Source organism: Rhodococcus sp. NCIMB 12038, from assembly GCF_002165735.1.
In the GTDB taxonomy this organism is placed as follows: Bacteria; Actinomycetota; Actinomycetes; order Mycobacteriales; family Mycobacteriaceae; genus Rhodococcus_F.
Genome location: NZ_NHML01000001.1, coordinates 341,533 through 358,374, shown reverse-complemented (window position 1 = coordinate 358,374; position 16,842 = coordinate 341,533). Strand labels below are relative to the sequence as shown.

Below are 16,842 nucleotides of genomic sequence, written 5' to 3'. Positions count from 1 at the left end.
GTCATGGCAACCGCTGTAGGCATCGACCTGGGCACCACCAACTCGGTCATCGCAAGCTGGCAAGGTGGCGAGCCGGTGGTGATCTCCAACGTCGAGGGTGCGCGGACGACGCCGTCGGTGGTGGCGTTCACCGAGAGCGGCGAGCGTCTGGTGGGTCAGCTCGCCCGACGGCAGGCGATCCTGAATCCGAAGGGCACGATCTACTCGGCGAAACGCTTCATCGGACGTCATTACGACGAGATCTCCGAGGAGGCCAAAGCGGTCAGCTTCGACGTCGTACCGGGTGACAACGGTGAGGCGCGATTCGACGTGCGGGGCAAGAAATACGCGCCGGAGGAGATCAGTGCCCTCGTGCTGCGCAAGCTCGTCGACGACGCGAGTAAGTTCCTCGGCGAGAAGGTCAAGGAAGCGGTCATCACCGTTCCCGCCTACTTCAACGACGCGCAGCGCAACGCCACCAAAGACGCCGGCCGGATCGCAGGCCTGGAGGTTTTGCGGATCATCAACGAGCCGACCGCTGCGGCACTGGCGTACGGCATGGACAAGCAGACCCACGAAACCGTACTGGTCTTCGACCTCGGCGGCGGCACCTTCGATGTGAGCCTGCTCGACGTCGGCGAGGGAGTGGTCGAGGTTCGTTCCACGGCCGGCGACTCCCACCTCGGCGGCGACGACTTCGACCGACGCCTGGTGGACTACCTCGCCGACGAATTCCAGCGTGCGGAGAATATCGATCTGCGCAAGGATGCGCAGGCATTGCAGCGCCTCTTCGAGGCCGCGGAGAAAGCCAAGGTCGAGTTGTCCTCGGTCACCCAGGCTCAGGTCAACTTGCCCTTCGTCACCGCAGACGCGAACGGTCCCAAGCACCTCACCACCACGATCATGCGATCGAAGTTCGAGGATCTGACGGCGGATCTGGTGGAACGCTGCCTCGACCCCGTGAAGCAGGCGATGAGTGACGCCAAGGTCACCGCCAACGACATCGACGAGGTGATCCTGGTCGGTGGTTCGACACGTATTCCGGCGGTGCAGGCGCTGGTTCGCCGGCTCACCGGCGGTAAGGACCCGCACATGGGCGTCAACCCGGACGAGGTCGTGGCGCTCGGTGCCGCGGTCCAGGCGGGCGTGCTCAAGGGCGAGGTCTCCGATGTGCTGTTACTCGATGTCACACCGCTGTCCCTCGGCGTCGAGACGCAGGGCGGGGTGATGACCAAGATTATCGAGCGCAACACGACGATCCCGGCCCGGCGCAGCGAAGTGTTCTCCACGGCGGAAGACAATCAGTCCGCCGTGGACGTGGTGGTGCTGCAGGGCGAACGCGAACGGGCCGCCGACAACCGGGTGCTCGGCCGGTTCCGGCTGGAAGACATCCGTCCCGCGCCACGCGGTGAGGCCCAAGTCGAAGTCACGTTCGATATCGACGCCAACGGCATCCTCAACGTCACCGCCCGCGACAAGGACACCGGCAAGGAGCAGAGCATCACGATCAGTGAGCAGGGCAACCTGGACCAGAGTGAGGTCGAGCGCATGCTCGCCGAGGCCGAACGGAACCGGGGTGAGGACGAGGCGCTGCGCAAGGCGGTCGACGCACGCAACGCGCTCGATTCGGTTGCATATCAAGTGGAACGGCGACTCGCCGAACTCGGTGACAGTGCGCCACCGCACGACAAGGCGCGGGCCGAGATGCTGATCGCCGACGCCAGGAAGGCCGTGAAAGACGGTGCTTCACCCGCGGAGGTCGAGCCGCTCACCTCGGAGCTCCAGCAGTTGCTCTACGGGCTCGCGCCGGTCCAGGACGGCGGCGACGGACACCAGGCCGGCGACGCAGAGGCTGCGTCGTCGGATGACGACGATGTGATCGACGCCGAATTCGATCGAAGCTGAGGCACACGATGGAAAGGTCTGCAGATCATTCGACGACCGAGCCGGCTACCGACGGTACCGACAGGGATCAGACCGAGACGGCGCCCGATCGCACCGACACGGGGGCCGAGTTGGCTCAACTCGAGGACCGCTGGCGCAGGGCCCTCGCAGATCTGGACAACCTGCGCAAGCGGTATGCCAAGGATCTGGACCGTGAACGCGCCGCGGAGGTGGCGAAGGTTTCCGCGGCGTGGCTGCCGGTACTGGACAATTTGGAGCTTGCGCTGGCCCACGCGGGCAGCGATCCTCAGACCGTCGTCGAGGGTGTGAAGGCGATCCGGGATCAGGCGGTGCAGGTGCTCTCACGGTTCGGCTTCGAGCGCCACGACGAGGTCGGTGTGCCGTTCTCCCCGGAGCTCCACGAAGTGGTCAGTGTGGTGGCCCAACCCGACGTTCCCTCCGGGACCGTGATCGAGGTCTTGCGCCCGGGCTATGGAGAGGACGGGCGGCAGTTGCGTCCCGCCGCGGTGGTAGTCAGCCGCCCCGAGGGGTGAGCACCGATGGCGCGTGACTACTACGAAGTGCTCGGGGTCCCGCGGGGCGCCGGCACCGACGAAATCCAGCAGGCCTACCGCAAGCTGGCCCGCAAGTACCACCCCGACGTGAACAAGGACCCCACTGCGGAGGACAAGTTCAAGGAGGCCAACGAGGCCTACCAGGTGTTGTCCGACCCGGACACCCGGAAACGCTACGACCGATTCGGTGACGACTTCCGGCGTGTGCCCGAGGACTACGACGAACGGGTCCGGGCAAGCGCCGGTGGGTACGGCGGCGGCGGTGGGTACGGCGGCGGTGGCGGGGGCAGAAGGGTGCACTTCGGTCAAGGATTCGGTGGCGAGGGCGCCGTCGACTTCGAGGACCTCTTCGGGCAGATGTTCGGCGGCGGTGGCGGGTACGGGCCGATTCCCGGCGCCGATCAGGAAGCGGAACTGGAGTTGACCCTGGAAGAGGCGTATCGGGGTGGCAAACGCACTCTCCGATTGGACGGACGCCAGTACGACGTCGACATTCCGGCCGGTGTCCTGGACGGCCAGAGAATCCGGCTGGCCGGGCAAGGTGGCCGGAGCAACGGCGACGCGCCGCACGGGGATCTGTACCTCGTGGTGCGGATCAAGCCGCATTCCCGGTTCCGGGTACGAGGCCGGGACATCTACGTCGATCTGCCCGTATCGCCGTGGGAGGCGGCACTGGGGGCGAGCGTCGTCGTTCCCACCCCGGGTGGCGAGGCGAAAGTCAAAGTGGTACCAGGCTCGTCGACGGGAAGGAAGCTGCGACTGCGCGGGGAGGGAATGCCCAATCCGCGGGGCGCCAACGGCAACCTCTACGCCGAGATCAAGGTGATGGTGCCGTCGAAACCGACAGCACGCGAACGCGAGCTGTTCGAGCAGTTGGCCGCCGAATCGAACTTCGATCCGAGGAAAGAGAAATGAGCACCCCGACCCCGGTCACCCAGTACGTATTGGTTCGCCGTACCGGGTTGTCGCCCGATGCCTTCGCACAACGTACCGGTCTGCACCCGGATCTGGCACGAAAGCTTGTGGCTCTCGGCCTGCTCGACGCACGCCGCGACGCCGGCGGCGAGATGTCGTTCGAACCATCCGAAGTGGCCCACGCCGCCCGTATCCAACGGCTGCGGACCGGTCTGGGCCTGAACTACTCGGCAATCGGGCTCGTGCTCGATCTGCTGGATCGAATCGAGAAACTCGAAGCAGCTTCCCGCAGAAGGAGGACACCCCCATGGACACCGGCAGCCTGACTGAAAAGTCTCGAGAAGCCCTGCAGGAAGCCCAGAACGTCGCGACCAGAATGGGTCACACCGAGGTCGACGGAGAGCATCTGCTGCTCGCGTTGGTCGATCAGCAGGACGGGCTGGTACCCCGACTGCTCGAGCAGGCCGGCGCGAACGTCGATGCCCTGCGGTCCGATCTGGAACGGGAACTCTCGCGTAGGCCGAAGGTCAGCGGCCCCGGCGCGACGCCCGGTCAGGTGATGATCACCCAGCGCCTGGCCAAGCTGCTCGACGCCGCGGAACGGGAGGCGAAGCGACTCAAGGATTCCTACGTGTCGGTGGAACATCTCGTGATGGCCCTCTCCGAGGAGGGGTCGGCCAGTGCGGCGGGACGCGTCCTCGCCAGTCATGGGGTCACACGAGACGCCTTCCTCACAGCGCTGACAAAGGTGCGCGGCAATCAGCGCGTCACCTCGGCGACCCCGGAGGGCGCGTACGAGGCGCTCGAGAAGTACGGACGCGATCTCGTCTCCGAGGGCCGGGCAGGAAAACTCGATCCGGTCATCGGCCGAGATTCCGAGATCCGCAGGGTGACGCAGATCCTGAGCCGGAAGACGAAGAACAATCCGGTGCTGATCGGCGACCCCGGCGTCGGCAAGACCGCGATCGTCGAGGGTCTCGCCCAGCGGATCGTCCGCGGCGACGTGCCCGAGGGCCTGCGCGACAAGACGATCTTCTCGCTCGACATGGGTTCTCTGGTGGCCGGCGCGAAGTACCGCGGCGAGTTCGAGGAGCGACTGCAGGCGGTGCTGTCCGAGGTAAAGGCGGCCGAGGGGCACATCCTGTTGTTCGTCGACGAGTTACACACAGTGGTCGGTGCGGGATCAGTCGGCGGCGAGGGATCTCTCGACGCCGGCAACATGCTCAAGCCGATGCTCGCCCGCGGCGAACTGCACATGATCGGTGCCACCACCCTCGACGAGTATCGCAAGCACATCGAATCCGATGCCGCACTGGAGCGTCGCTTCCAGACCGTTCTCGTCGACGAGCCCAGCGCCGAGGATGCGATCTCGATTCTGCGCGGACTTCGAGAACGCCTCGAGGTGTTTCACGGCGTGAAGATTCAGGACGGCGCACTGGTGGCCGCCGTGACCCTCTCGCACCGGTACATCACCGACCGCTTCCTTCCGGACAAGGCGATCGATCTGGTGGACGAGGCGTGTGCCCGGCTACGCACCGAAATCGATTCGATGCCCGCCGAACTCGACGAGCTCACCCGGAAGGTGACCCGGCTGGAGATCGAAGAGGCCGCGCTGTCCAAGGAAACGGACGCGGCCAGCAAGACGCGCCTCGACGAGCTGCGTAAGGAGCTGGCCGATCTACGGGCCGAGGCCGACGCCCGGCACGCTCAGTGGGAGGCGGAGCGGCAGGCGATCCGGCGGGTGCAGGAGCTGCGGGGAGAGCTGGAACGATTGCGCCACGAGGCCGAGGAGGCGGAGCGTAACTACGACCTCAATCGGGCCGCCGAGTTGCGATACGGCGAGATCACCGAGTTGGAACGCAGGCTCGCGGCGGCGGAGGAGCAACTGTCCACCAGGCAGGGACAGAATCCGTTGCTGCGTGAAGTGGTCACCGAGGACGAGATCGCAGAGATCGTGGCCGCATGGACGGGTATCCCGGTCGCCCGGCTGCAGGAAGGCGAGCGGGAGAAGCTGTTGAAGCTCGACGAGATTCTGCACGAGAGGGTCGTCGGTCAGGACGAGGCCGTGCAACTGGTCGCAGACGCGGTGATCCGGGCGAGGTCCGGTATCCGTGATCCGCGCCGGCCGATCGGTTCGTTCATCTTCCTGGGCCCGACGGGCGTGGGAAAGACCGAGCTCGCAAAGACGCTGGCCAGTGCCCTCTTCGACAGCGAAGACAACATGGTGCGCCTGGACATGAGCGAATACCAGGAGCGGCACACGGTGAGCAGGCTCATCGGTGCGCCCCCCGGGTACGTCGGGTACGACGAGGGCGGCCAGCTCACCGAGGCGGTGCGCCGCAAGCCGTACTCCGTGGTGCTCTTCGACGAGATCGAGAAGGCCCACGCCGACGTCTTCAATACCCTGTTGCAGGTGCTCGATGACGGCCGGATCACCGATTCTCAAGGCAGGCAGGTCGATTTCCGGAACACGGTGATCATCATGACCTCCAACATCGGATCCCAGCATCTCCTCGACGGAGTCACAGCCGACGGCGAGATCAAGCCGGACGCCCGGGAGCGGGTGCTGGCGGAGCTGCGCGGGCACTTCCGTCCCGAGTTCCTCAACCGGGTCGACGACATCGTGTTGTTCACTCCGCTCACGCTGCCCCAGATCGAGCACATCGTCGAGCTGCAGCTCACCGATCTTCGGAACAGGTTGTCGGAGCGCCAGATACACCTGGATATCACGCCGGAAGCACGCCGGCTCATCGCCGAACACGGTTTCGACCCGGTCTACGGTGCGCGGCCGCTGCGGCGGTACATCGCCCACGAGGTCGAAACGAAGATCGGTCGCGCGCTGTTGCGCGGCGAGATCGAACCAGGTGGCACCATCGCTGTCACGGTGGACGGCGGCGAGCTCGCCGTCGCGTACGCCGAACCCGCCGTCGCGGCGGCCTGAGAAGAGGTGTCTGGTCATGGGATCCGACAAGGTGAAGTGCCCGAACTGCGGCAAGGTCAACAAGGTGCCGGCGGCCGGGGAAGGACGACCGCGCTGCGGGAACTGCCACGAGCCGCTGCCGTGGATCGCCTCGGCAGGGGACGACGACTTCGCAGAGGTCGCCGAGAAGTCCTCGGTGCCTGTGCTCGTCGACCTCTGGGCGACGTGGTGCGGCCCGTGCCGCATGGTCAGCCCGGCGCTCGAGCAGCTCGCCACAGAACGCGCAGGTCAGATCAAGCTGGTCAAGGTCGACGTAGATGTTGCTCCCCAGACGGCCGAACGGTTCACCGTCCGCGCCGTGCCGACTCTGCTGGTGATGGACCGGGGTGAGGTCCTCGCTCGGCAGGCGGGCGCAGCTCCGGTACCCCAGCTGCGCACGTGGCTCGATCAGGCACTCTCGGAAAATGCAGGCAAGGAGGCGAAGTCATGACCTTTGTCCATGCGGATCCGCACGTGACCGCGATCCGGGCCGTGGTGCCCCGGACCCCGCAGGGTTGCGAGGAATGTCTTCGCCTCGGCACCCCGTGGGTGCATCTGAGGCTCTGCCTGACGTGCGGACACGTCGGTTGCTGCGACTCCTCGCCGGGCAAGCACGCGAGCGCGCACGCTCACACCATCGGCCATCCGATCGTCCAGTCGATGGAGCCCGGTGAAGATTGGCGCTGGTGTTATGTCGACCAGAACTTCGTCTGAGGACGCCACACCCGTCGGCGACGTTCCGTCGGTCGACGACGAGACTCCGGATGCGGTCGGAGCATTCCCTCGGCTGACGGACGACCAGGTCGCAACGCTCGAGACCGGTGGCACGCGTCGATCGGTTCACGCCGGCGAGGTTCTGATCCGTGAGGGCGCGCCCAGCCACGACTTCTTCGTCATCCTTTCCGGCAAGGTCGCGGTCGTCGACGAGGGCACCGGGGACGGCGAACGCCGGATACTGCGCCTGCACGGTCCCGGCCGCTTCCTGGGCGAGCTCGGACTGCTGGAAGGCCAGGTCGCGTTCTTCACCGCCGAGGCGATCGAAGACGGCGAGGTGCTCGTCGTCCCAGCCGAGCGGGTGCGCGAACTCGTTGCCCACGATCCCGTGCTCAGCGATCTGATCCTGCGCGCCTACCTGGTGCGCCGGCACCTGCTGATCGGGCTCGGTTCGGGGTTCCGGATCATCGGCTCCTGCTATTCCCCGGACACGTTGCGGCTTCGCGAGTTCGCGATGCGAAACCGACTGCCCCACAGATGGATCGATCTGGAGCAGGATGAACGGGCGGAGCAGCTGCTGCGCAGCCTGGACGTCGCCCCCGAGGACACTCCCGTCGTGATCTGGCACGGCGAGAAGGTGCTGCGCAATCCGACGAATGCCGAACTCGCCCGCATCGTCGGGCTTCCGGTCCCGGACTCGGTCCCCGACGCAGCCCAGGACGTATGCGATCTCGTCGTGGTAGGTGCGGGACCGGCCGGTCTGGCCGCGTCCGTGTACGGCGCCTCGGACGGGTTGAACACGGTGACGCTGGAGTCGATCGCCTCCGGCGGCCAGGCGAGTACCTCCTCCCGGATCGAGAACTACCTGGGCTTTCCGGCCGGGATCTCCGGCTCCGAATTGGCCGAGCGGGCCGTGCTCCAGGCCGGGAAGTTCGGCGCCCGCATCCTGGTGTCGGCGGAGGTGACCGGTCTGGGATCCGAGGACGGGAACCATGTGCTCCGACTGGCGGATGGCGGCGCGGTCCACGGCCGGGCCGTCGTGCTCGCCACCGGGGCGCGGTATCGCAAGTTGACGGTTCCGGGGATCGAGGCACTGGAGGGGACGAGCGTGTACTACGCCGCGACCCATCAGGAAGCGCGGATGTGCGGCACCGACCCGGTGGCAATCGTCGGTGGCGGAAACTCCGCCGGACAGGCCACCGTTTTTCTCGCGGACCACGTTTCCCACGTTCACCTGCTCATCCGCGGCGGTGACCTCGGAAAGAGCATGTCCCGGTACCTCGTCGACCAGATCGAGCGTCATCCCCGGGTGACCGTGCACCGGCATACCGAGATCCGCGAAGTTCACGGTGAGAAGTACCTCGAAGAGATTGTGGTCGAGGACAATCACACGGGGGAGCAGGACACGATCCGGGTGCACGCCCTGTTCGTCTTCATCGGGGCGATGCCGCACACGGGGTGGCTGGCCGACGCGATCGCGCTCGACGACCACGGCTTCGTCCTCACGGGCGTGGACGCGGTCCACGCCCGAGGGGACGGCAACCGGCGGCGGATCGGCGCCCAGGTGTCGAGGACGCTCGAAACCAGCCGGCCGGGTCTGTTCGCGGCGGGCGACGTCCGCAGCGGCTCGGTGAAACGGGTCGCATCCGCTGTCGGTGAAGGAGCGATGGCGGTCCGCCAAATCCATGAATACTTCGATAGGAGCTGACGACATGCCAGTGATGGGCACCGTGAAATTCCAGCGGTTCTTCCGGGCAGCGGCCGGCCTGCAGGTCGACCGGAACGATCTCAAGCGCTATACCGATTTCATCGACGACAAGATCTACGACTTGATCCTCATCGGCAAGGCCTCGGCAAAGGCAAACCTGCGGGACGTGATCGAACCGTGGGACCTGCCGATCACCAAAGGACTGCAGGAGAGCATTCACCGGTTCGAGAAACTGGACGAGGAGATCGAACTACAACCTCTGCTCGATCAACTGACGGCCCGGCCACCGTTGGACATGGCCCTCTCCGAGCAGACCGAGCAGCGACTGCCGCTGATCGCCGGAGGCCTGAGCGTGGCGCTGGCGCATACCTTCGTCACGGTCGAGCCGGACCGTAAGAACCCCGGGACCGCAGAATGGAACGTCGCCTTCGACATCTTCCACCTACTGCTCTGACCACCACCCGCGTCCCCTGCAAGCCAGTAGATCCCCGGGACGCGAAAACTCATCAAGCATGAGTGACGCGGTCCGTCATTTGCGCAGATTGATGCTGTCGTAGACGGACGATCGGATTCGAATCGGCAGCAAGTTGTCTCCGTGATCGCCGCGTCCCCGCAGGGGGAGTTCGCACAATGATCGACCGGGCGATCCGGCGGGATGGACACTGCGCCGGTGGTGTGGTCTTCCCCTGCACGTCAAGCGCATGCTGTGGTCCTATCGAGCGGGGGCCGGCAGGGGCGCCTGGTGCATCATCACCGCTGCGACCGCCCGAGCCAGTTCCGGGTCGGCCACCCCGCCGGTGGGGGCGACCAGTGTGGTGCGGGTGGTGGCCACCGGATCCTCGTGCTGGTCGGTCATCAGGTTCTTGATGACGATGATGTCGGTACCGCCCATCTGCCGGAACGACTCCAGGCAAACGTCACAGTCCAATCGGTCCCCGACCTGCACCGGCCGATGCAGAATCAGCTGCTGGTCGGTGTGCATCATCTGGCTCAGGTCGTAGCCGACCAGGACCCGCACGAACAGTTCCTCGATCGCGAACGCTCCGAGGATGCTGACGAACGTGATCGGTGCGATCAGTCCGTCGTATCCGAGCTCGTGGGCGGCGCCGTCGCGGTGATGGGCCGGATGCGGATCCAGTACGGCCCGGGCATACTCGCGGATGTTCTCCCGCCCGACCTCGTAGTCGGTGACCCGATGACGGCGGCCGACCAGACCCGCCATCAGGGCCGCGACTTCGGTTGCCCCTGTCACGGTGTCTCGCATCTCTTGTAGCGGTAGCGGCGGATCGCCCACCGGCCTGGGCGGTGGTCGTAGCGTTCGCGGTGGAAAGGCCCGCACGCCCCGTCGACACAGTCGCCGCGGAAACGACTTCGACGCATCTCCCGGATCATGGTCACCGTGAGCAATCCTCGCGGACCTGCGCGGCGATGATCTGGACCAGGCTATCGAGGGTGGTCAGGTCGGCGTCGCTCATCTCTTTCCAACTCCCCCTGAGCCTCTGCCGAACGCAAGCAGCCGCCTCCGGTCCGTTCCCGGTATGTGACGGACGTCCCGAGATCGTGCGTCGTCGACCCCGGCGGCACAGTGGACGGACTCGTCCACGCACCCTCCGCCCGATGCTGGCCGGTCCTGCCGACAATGAAGGCGACCGGAACTGCGATCACCATCGACGTCACAGCGATACACGCGTCGACAGCCAACCGTAGGACACCGACACCACTGGCAAGGTGCTCTCGGAACTTCATCTGTGCCCGCCCTCCCTGCAGGTGTGCGTGCGCCGGACGATCCGGTGCGTTGCCAGAACATTACTGAGGAAGCTGTTCGTGTACAAACCCTCCCCCGTTGTCCATACGCTGAGCGCCCGCCCGCGAGCGTCGCCGCACCCCCGAACGGGCGCCATCGCACAAGGCCGCGAGGGAGACCCGCAGGGCCGGCTCCAACGTGCACGGTCACGTGGCCCCGGTCACGACCGAACGGCCGGTGCAACTCCCCGGCTATCTATGCGCTAGAAAATAGGGCGTGGATCCAGAGCAGGTGTTTGGCGACGAGGCGCAACGGGTGGGCAGTTTCCGGTTCTTCCTGGACGGGCAGCGGTGGGAATGGTCGGACGCGGTCGCCCGGATCCACGGCTACCAACCCGGTGAGATCACCCCGACCACCGCTTTGCTGCTCTCCCACAAGCATCCCGAGGACCACCCGCGTGTCGCGCGGGTCCTGGACCGGATGATCAGCGACGCCGAACCGTTCAGCAGCAAACACCGCATCATCGACACCGCCGGAACAGTCCACCACGTGGTGGTCGTCGGGGACCGTCTGCACGACGACACCGGCGCCGTGATCGGCACCACCGGGTTCTACATCGACATCACCGATGCGCACACCAGCGATGTGCAGGACTCCGTCGACGAGGCTGTCGCCGAAATCGCGGAGTCGCGGGCGGTGATCGAGCAGGCCAAGGGCGCACTGATGCTGGTCTACGGCATCTCCGCCGAACGGGCGTTCGACATCCTTATCTGGCGCTCCCAGGAGACCAACACCCGGCTCCGCATCCTCGCGGAACTGCTCGTCGCCGGATTCGGGCAGTGCGACTCCGGCGCGAGTCTGCGCACCCAGTTCGATCATCTGTTGCTCACCGCCCACGAGGGCGCCCTGTCCCCGCAGTAGGCGGCCGCGCTGGGGGTTTGGTCCCTCAGTGCGGTGTAATTCGTTGTCGGCCTGGCATCATAGCGACACGCCACCCACCCAGGCCCGACACGACGGTGCGGTGCCATGCACCTCGGTACCGGGTAACTTCACCCGACGTGACCCGCATCGTCGAGCAGACCAGCAGCAGAGCCGAGCGCACAGCGAGCCTGGTCGGTCACCACTACCGGGTCACCGACTTCTACGAGGTCGGCCGCGAAAAGGTCCGCGAGTTCGCCAGATCGCTGCAGGACCGGCATCCGGCGCACTGGAGCGAAGACGCCGCGAAGGGGCACGGCTACGACGGCCTGATCGCCCCGCTGACCTTCGGCTCCGTCATCGCCATGATCGCCCAACAGCACCTGTTCGACGAGATCGTCACCGGCTACGACCCCCGCGAGATCCTGCACACCGACCAGCGCCTAATCTTCCACCGCCCCATCACCGTCGGCGACCGGCTGATCTGCGATGTCTACCTCGACTCCTACCGGCAGGCCGCGGGCAACGACATCCTGGTGACGAAAACGATCATGCTCGACCAGAACGACGCCCCGGTGCAGACCATGTGGACGACGCTAGTCGCCTACGCCCGCTGAACCCAACACCCCTGGATCCGGCCCGGGCCCAATTCAGGGCGAGTCCGGCGCGGGGCCTGTTCCGGGGTTCATCAGTAAGTGATCGTGGGCGGCTTGGTCAGGAACGGGCGCAGCTCGAGCCATTCGTGGATCGGCTTCCCACCCGCACCCGGCGCCGCGGACAGCTCGCCGGCCAGTTCGAGCGCCCGCTCGTAGGTCTCGACGTCGATCACCATCCAGCCGGCGATCAGGTCCTTGGTCTCCGCGAACGGACCGTCCGTGACCGGCGGCCGCCCCTCGCCGTCATAACGGACGAACGTCCCCTCCGGAGCAAGCGCCTGACCGTCGACGAACTCCCCGGTCCCCTCCAGCTTGGTCGCGAAATCCTGCATGTACTGCACGTGGGCCGAGATCTCCTCCGGCGTCCACTCCGTCATCGGCACGTCGTTGACCGCCGCCGGTGCGCCGCGGTAGTGCTTGAGCAGCAGGTACTTGGCCATCATGTCCTCCTCGGTACGGGTGCGACCCATTCTGGCCGCATTCACCACAGGGACGGAGCCGATCACCGGTTCTCGCGGGGTCATGCCGTCACCCGAACAACTCGCTGAGCAGGTCTCCCGCGGCCGCGGGAGCGCGGACAGTCACGGTGAGCCGATCGGGGGCCAGCTGCATCGTGAAGTCGAAGAAGGCGCAACAGCTCTGCTCCGCGGCGGCCAGGCGCGCCACCTCGGCGACCAAATCGGGGTCGGACGGGAACCACACCCGCAGGCCGCCGTCGATCTCCTCACGACCTGTCGCCGCGGACAAAACCTGCCGCCACTGCCGGGCGCGTTCGTCGTACTCGCCACTGCCCAGGGTGCAGACCACCGGCGCGTCGCGCCAAGCCTGCTCCGGCGGCCGGGTCGGCCGGCTGCGTTCGAGAGGCACCGGCACCGGTGTCGCCGTGGTGGCGGTGAAACAGCCACAGTCCGGGCCGCAGGCCCCGGCCGGGGCCGATCCGGTCAGCTCATCCCGGACACCCGCCAGCCGCGCCGCGAATGCCGAAAGTTCCGCGATCCTGTTGTCGGCGTCGGCAATCCGGTCGGTGACCATCGGAAGCATCCGCTGCCGAACCTGCGCACAGACACCCTGCTCCCAGACCTCGAGCAGATCCCGGATCTCCTCCAACGGCAACCCGAGATGTTTGGCCGAGGAGATGAACGACAACCGTTCCACCGCCTCGTCGCCGTACACCCGGTACCCCGACGCGGTCCGCTCGGCAGACAGCAGCCCGGCGGTCTCGTAAAACCGCAGAGTCGTGGCCGGGATCCGCGAGATCTCCGCCAGCTGCGAGATCCGATAGGCGCTCATGACACGACGGTAAACCTTCGAGTCGACTCCAAGGTCAAGCACGGAGAGACGAGTACCGAGGCTCCCTCGGCCAATCCCTGACCATCATACCGTCGACGGTGTACCCGACCGTGGCTCCGTAACCTCGGACGCGCCCTGTGAACGTCCGCGGGGTCAGACGCTGCTCGGATCAATCGGTATCCGTGGCGCGCACAGACGAAACCCGTGACTGCCCCGAGGGCCGCGCTGATGACCAGATCTACTGATTCTTGGCCACTGCCCCGATTCGTCGGAACGTCTGAGGCACAGCGGTCCATGAATGACACCGCAGCGCAACCCGCACACCGCGGCCCGAGTCGATATTTCGATGATCCAGCCCTACCCGTCGAACTTTCACGACTGTGGCACAAACGATTCAGTTGTACTGCCACGTTTCACGGGGCAGTTGCGGGGCGGAGATCGAGTCGGTCCTCGCCGATCGACAAGGTCCACGGCTGCACCGACCTTTCCTCAACGATGCCGTGCGCGTGGAACGGGTCGTACGTCCCACACTGAAAACTCGATGTCAGTTGACCTGACGTCCGTGCCCGTCCCAGTACGGGCTCCGCAGCTTGAATTTCTGCAGTTTCCCGGTCGCGGTGCGGGCCAACTCATCCCGGAACTCGACCGAGGTCGGTGCCTTGTACCCGGCGAGATGCTGTTTGCACCAGCCGATCAGCTCGGCCTCGGTACTGTCGCCAGGTTCTACATCCGGGTGTAGTACCACCAGCGCCTTGATCGTCTCTCCCCACTTCTCGCTCGGCACGGCGATCACGGCCACCTCGGACACCGCCGGGTGGGAGAACAGGCAGTCCTCGACCTCGATCGAGGACACGTTCTCACCGCCGGTGATGATCACGTCCTTCTTCCGGTCGGCGATGGTCAGATACCCGTCGTCGCCGATCGCGCCGCCGTCGCCGGTGTGGAACCAGCCACCGTCCAGCGCGGTCTCGGTTTCCTCGGGCTTGTTCCAGTAGCCGTCCATCACCACGTTGGAGCGGGCCAGCACCTCCCCCGCGCCTTCCTCGGGCTCCTCGATCTGCAGCCGGACACCGAGTGCCGGGGCGCCGGCCCGGATCAGTTTCGCCGCGCGGGCTTCGGGGTCGAGGTCGTCCCATTCGGCGCGGGTGCGGTTGACGGTCAGCAGCGGGGAGGTTTCGGTGAGGCCGTAGATCTGGATGAATTCCCAGCCAAGCTCTTCCTCGACCCGGACGACGGTCTTCGTCGGCGGCGGCGCACCGGCCATGATGATCCGCACCCGGTCCCGGCCGGGGATTTCCCCTTCCCAGGTCTGCGCGGCCTCGAGGACCGCGGACGCGACCGCCGGCGCCGCACAGAGCACCGTGACCCCGTGGTCGCGGACCCGGCGCAGGATCTCGGCGCCGTCGACCTTGCGCAGGATGATGTGCCGGGCGCCGACGCCGGTCAGCGCGAACGGTTGACCCCAGCCGTTGCAATGGAACATCGGCAGCGTGTGCAGGTACACGTCCTGGTCACCGATCCCGGCGTGCAGCCCGAAGGTGACCGCGTTGACCCAGATGTTGCGGTGGGTGATCTGCACACCTTTCGGGCGGGCGGTGGTCCCGGAGGTGTAGTTGATGGTGGCGGTGGCGGATTCGTCGGGCTCCCACGGATGCGGGACCGCTCCGGGGGCGGCGTAGAGGTCCGTGTCCGAGCCGAGGACGAACTTGTGCTCACAGTCGACGTCCTCGAACGAATCCTCGAGTTCGGGGTCGACGTAGAGGACGCGGGCACCGGAGTTCTCGACGATGTAGCGGACCTCGTCGGGGCGCAGCCGGAAGTTGACCGGGACCAACACCCTCCCCGATCCGCTGACCCCGAAGAACGAGGTCATCAGCCGGCTCGAGTTGTGGCTGACGATCGCGACCCGCTCACCGGCGCCGATGCCGAGTTCGTCGAGCTTGGCGGCCTGGCGGCGGGCCAGGTCGGCGATCTCGGCGTAGGTCAGCGCCCCCTGAGACGGGGCGGGTTGGTCAGGTTCGTCGACCACACCGATCCGATCCCCGTACACGGTCGCCGCGCGGTCGAGAAAATCGTTGACACTGAACGGAACAAACACAACTCCTCCTACGGGTTCCTCTTACGCATTCGATGACCAGTGTCGACCTGTGGTGTCGGAGACTTACTGCATCCCTGCCGGGGTTTGTGGCCCGGCTCGGGCCGGGTACGGGCGCCACCGCGGGGGTCGGGCACGCCGACGACGCCGCGGACTTCGCATCTTCGGCATGTGTCCTCCTCCCACGAGGTCATTACATCTTGGCCTGTGCCGAGTTCTGCGTCGAGATGCGACTGTGTCGATGAACAACGCGGGCGCCGTCACCCCGGTGAGGAATTCATGACCGTCGCTCTGCGACTTCCTCGCCATCCGCGTTCTACGATCGAGACGACCACCGAAGGGTACGGGGCATGATCGACTCACCACGTCCGGAACTATTGGCCGCCTGTTGGACTTCCGCCGGCGATATGATGCCGGCGCGAGGCTCGGACCTGAGCCCGGTCCCGATCCGCGAGCGCATCGAGGCCGTCGCCCGAACCGGCTACACCGGGTTCGGATTGACCCGCCCCGACCTGGTCGCCGCGAGAGAAACAGTGGGGCTCGGCGAGGTCGCGACTATGCTCGCCGACAACGGCATCACCCACGTGCAGCTCGAGTGGATCACCAACTGGTGGACCACCGGCGGCGCCCGCGCAGCCTCCGACGAGGTCCGCCGGGATCTGTTCGACGCCGCCCCCGTCTTCGGTGTCGACAACATCAAGGTCGGCGCGGACGACGACGGTGTCCCGGTCTCCCGCGACCTACTCTGTGAGCAGTTCGACGCCCTCGCGTCCGACGGTGCGGCTGCGGGCGTCAAGGTCGCGTTCGAGAACACCCCTTTCTCGCACCACGTCAAGACGACCGAGCAGGCGGCGCAGTTCGTCCAGGACGTCGACAACCCCAACGGCGGACTCATCCTCGACATCTGGCACGCCTTCCGCGGCGGCACCGACTACGACTCTCTGCCGCAGCTCGTTCCATCGCGGTTCGTGTTCGGAGTCGAACTCGACGACGGCTGGTCCACTGTCCGGGGAACCGACCTCGAGGACACCTTCGACAACCGAGTTCCCTGCGGTGAAGGCGAATTCGACGTCCCGAAATTCATCCACGCGGTCCGCCGGATCGGCTTCGACGGACCGTGGGGAGTCGAGCACATGTCGCAGGAGTTCCGGCAGCTGCCCGTCGTCGACGCCCTCACCCGGGCACGGGACGGTGTTCTGCAATGCTTCGCGCGCGCCGACGGGTTGGCCGCGAATCGGGACAACACCTGATCTCATCGGATCTCCCGTCGCCATCCCGCCCGCGGCGATGAGGCGAAAATGATGGAAATACCGTCTTGATTGAGGCCTGTGTCACAACAAGACTTACAAGGGCACACAGACAGCAACCGCCGACGCTGTCGATACGCGGACCGGACGTGTGCATG

At 66.2% G+C, this 16,842-nt stretch carries 16 protein-coding genes; 12 read left to right on the top strand and 4 right to left on the bottom strand.

Annotation, left to right across the window (positions count from 1 at the left end; genetic code table 11):
* Positions 1–3: 3 nt before the first annotated feature.
* From dnaK to CA951_RS01530, 9 genes are read left to right on the top strand one after another with little or no spacing between them, the layout of a single operon-like run.
* Complete coding sequence (gene dnaK, locus CA951_RS01570) at positions 4–1,884, top strand: molecular chaperone DnaK (protein ID WP_087555157.1); 1,881 nt, start codon at positions 4–6, stop codon at positions 1,882–1,884.
* A gap of 8 nt (positions 1,885–1,892) precedes the next feature.
* The gene (locus tag CA951_RS01565; RefSeq protein ID WP_087555156.1) at positions 1,893–2,417 is read left to right on the top strand and encodes a nucleotide exchange factor GrpE; all 525 of its coding nucleotides are present in this window, start codon (positions 1,893–1,895) and stop codon (positions 2,415–2,417) included.
* A 6-nt stretch (positions 2,418–2,423) separates the two neighbouring features.
* Complete coding sequence (locus CA951_RS01560) at positions 2,424–3,353, top strand: DnaJ C-terminal domain-containing protein (protein ID WP_087555155.1); 930 nt, start codon at positions 2,424–2,426, stop codon at positions 3,351–3,353.
* Complete coding sequence (locus CA951_RS01555) at positions 3,350–3,679, top strand: chaperone modulator CbpM (RefSeq protein WP_087555154.1); 330 nt, start codon at positions 3,350–3,352, stop codon at positions 3,677–3,679. Before CA951_RS01560 ends, CA951_RS01555 begins: the two co-directional genes overlap by 4 nt.
* Positions 3,661–6,294 carry an ATP-dependent chaperone ClpB gene (gene clpB / locus CA951_RS01550; RefSeq protein WP_087555153.1) on the top strand — a complete coding sequence of 878 codons (2,634 nt, stop codon included), beginning with the start codon at positions 3,661–3,663 and terminating at the stop codon, positions 6,292–6,294. Before CA951_RS01555 ends, clpB begins: the two co-directional genes overlap by 19 nt.
* Before the next feature lie 16 nt (positions 6,295–6,310).
* On the top strand, positions 6,311–6,763 hold the full coding sequence (gene trxA, locus CA951_RS01545; RefSeq protein ID WP_087555152.1) for a thioredoxin: 453 nt from the start codon (positions 6,311–6,313) through the stop codon (positions 6,761–6,763).
* Positions 6,760–7,026, top strand: coding sequence for a UBP-type zinc finger domain-containing protein (locus CA951_RS01540; RefSeq protein WP_087555151.1), 267 nt, complete (start codon positions 6,760–6,762; stop codon positions 7,024–7,026). Before trxA ends, CA951_RS01540 begins: the two co-directional genes overlap by 4 nt.
* Complete coding sequence (locus CA951_RS01535) at positions 7,004–8,734, top strand: FAD-dependent oxidoreductase (RefSeq protein ID WP_087555150.1); 1,731 nt, start codon at positions 7,004–7,006, stop codon at positions 8,732–8,734. The genes CA951_RS01540 and CA951_RS01535 overlap by 23 nt, the downstream gene beginning before the upstream one ends.
* 13 nt (positions 8,735–8,747) lie before the next feature.
* A complete protein-coding gene (locus tag CA951_RS01530; protein WP_179220082.1) occupies positions 8,748–9,188 on the top strand; it encodes a DUF1931 family protein in 441 nt (146 codons plus the stop codon).
* A gap of 258 nt (positions 9,189–9,446) precedes the next feature.
* On the opposite strand, the gene hadA (CA951_RS01525) is transcribed toward CA951_RS01530, so the two are convergent.
* On the bottom strand, positions 9,447–9,998 hold the full coding sequence (gene hadA / locus CA951_RS01525; RefSeq protein ID WP_087555148.1) for a (3R)-hydroxyacyl-ACP dehydratase subunit HadA: 552 nt from the start codon (positions 9,996–9,998) through the stop codon (positions 9,447–9,449).
* A 756-nt stretch (positions 9,999–10,754) separates the two neighbouring features.
* Between hadA (CA951_RS01525) and CA951_RS01515 the strand changes: the two genes are divergently transcribed.
* A complete protein-coding gene (locus CA951_RS01515) occupies positions 10,755–11,399 on the top strand; it encodes a PAS and ANTAR domain-containing protein (RefSeq protein ID WP_087555147.1) in 645 nt (214 codons plus the stop codon).
* A gap of 137 nt (positions 11,400–11,536) precedes the next feature.
* Positions 11,537–12,013, top strand: coding sequence for a (3R)-hydroxyacyl-ACP dehydratase subunit HadA (gene hadA / locus CA951_RS01510; RefSeq protein ID WP_087555146.1), 477 nt, complete (start codon positions 11,537–11,539; stop codon positions 12,011–12,013).
* A gap of 71 nt (positions 12,014–12,084) precedes the next feature.
* On the opposite strand, the gene CA951_RS01505 is transcribed toward hadA (CA951_RS01510), so the two are convergent.
* The 3 genes from CA951_RS01505 to CA951_RS01495 all read right to left on the bottom strand — a co-directional run bounded on the left by CA951_RS01505 (position 12,085) and on the right by CA951_RS01495 (position 15,440).
* Positions 12,085–12,492 (bottom strand): YciI family protein, encoded by a 408-nt coding sequence (locus tag CA951_RS01505; RefSeq protein WP_087555332.1) that lies wholly within the window; start codon positions 12,490–12,492, stop codon positions 12,085–12,087.
* Positions 12,493–12,580: 88 nt separating this feature from the next.
* Positions 12,581–13,342 (bottom strand): MerR family transcriptional regulator, encoded by a 762-nt coding sequence (locus CA951_RS01500; protein ID WP_087555145.1) that lies wholly within the window; start codon positions 13,340–13,342, stop codon positions 12,581–12,583.
* 544 nt (positions 13,343–13,886) lie between these two features.
* A complete protein-coding gene (locus CA951_RS01495) occupies positions 13,887–15,440 on the bottom strand; it encodes an AMP-binding protein (RefSeq protein ID WP_087555144.1) in 1,554 nt (517 codons plus the stop codon).
* A gap of 407 nt (positions 15,441–15,847) precedes the next feature.
* On the opposite strand from CA951_RS01495, the gene CA951_RS01490 reads away from it, so the two are divergent.
* Positions 15,848–16,687, top strand: a complete 840-nt coding sequence (locus CA951_RS01490) for a sugar phosphate isomerase/epimerase (RefSeq protein WP_256973186.1) — start codon at positions 15,848–15,850, stop codon at positions 16,685–16,687.
* Positions 16,688–16,842 lie beyond the last annotated feature (155 nt).

Excerpts from the sequence above, each read along its gene's own strand:
- dnaK (WP_087555157.1), top strand. The coding sequence starts at position 4 with ATGGCAACCGCTGTAGGCATCGACCTGGGCACCACCAACTCGGTCATC.
- CA951_RS01565 (WP_087555156.1), top strand. The coding sequence starts at position 1,893 with ATGGAAAGGTCTGCAGATCATTCGACGACCGAGCCGGCTACCGACGGT.
- CA951_RS01560 (WP_087555155.1), top strand. The coding sequence starts at position 2,424 with ATGGCGCGTGACTACTACGAAGTGCTCGGGGTCCCGCGGGGCGCCGGC.
- CA951_RS01555 (WP_087555154.1), top strand. The coding sequence starts at position 3,350 with ATGAGCACCCCGACCCCGGTCACCCAGTACGTATTGGTTCGCCGTACC.
- clpB (WP_087555153.1), top strand. The coding sequence starts at position 3,661 with ATGGACACCGGCAGCCTGACTGAAAAGTCTCGAGAAGCCCTGCAGGAA.
- trxA (WP_087555152.1), top strand. The coding sequence starts at position 6,311 with ATGGGATCCGACAAGGTGAAGTGCCCGAACTGCGGCAAGGTCAACAAG.
- CA951_RS01540 (WP_087555151.1), top strand. The coding sequence starts at position 6,760 with ATGACCTTTGTCCATGCGGATCCGCACGTGACCGCGATCCGGGCCGTG.
- CA951_RS01535 (WP_087555150.1), top strand. The coding sequence starts at position 7,004 with ATGTCGACCAGAACTTCGTCTGAGGACGCCACACCCGTCGGCGACGTT.
- CA951_RS01530 (WP_179220082.1), top strand. The coding sequence starts at position 8,748 with ATGGGCACCGTGAAATTCCAGCGGTTCTTCCGGGCAGCGGCCGGCCTG.
- hadA (WP_087555148.1), bottom strand. The coding sequence starts at position 9,998 with ATGCGAGACACCGTGACAGGGGCAACCGAAGTCGCGGCCCTGATGGCG.
- CA951_RS01505 (WP_087555332.1), bottom strand. The coding sequence starts at position 12,492 with ATGGCCAAGTACCTGCTGCTCAAGCACTACCGCGGCGCACCGGCGGCG.
- CA951_RS01500 (WP_087555145.1), bottom strand. The coding sequence starts at position 13,342 with ATGAGCGCCTATCGGATCTCGCAGCTGGCGGAGATCTCGCGGATCCCG.
- CA951_RS01490 (WP_256973186.1), top strand. The coding sequence starts at position 15,848 with ATGCCGGCGCGAGGCTCGGACCTGAGCCCGGTCCCGATCCGCGAGCGC.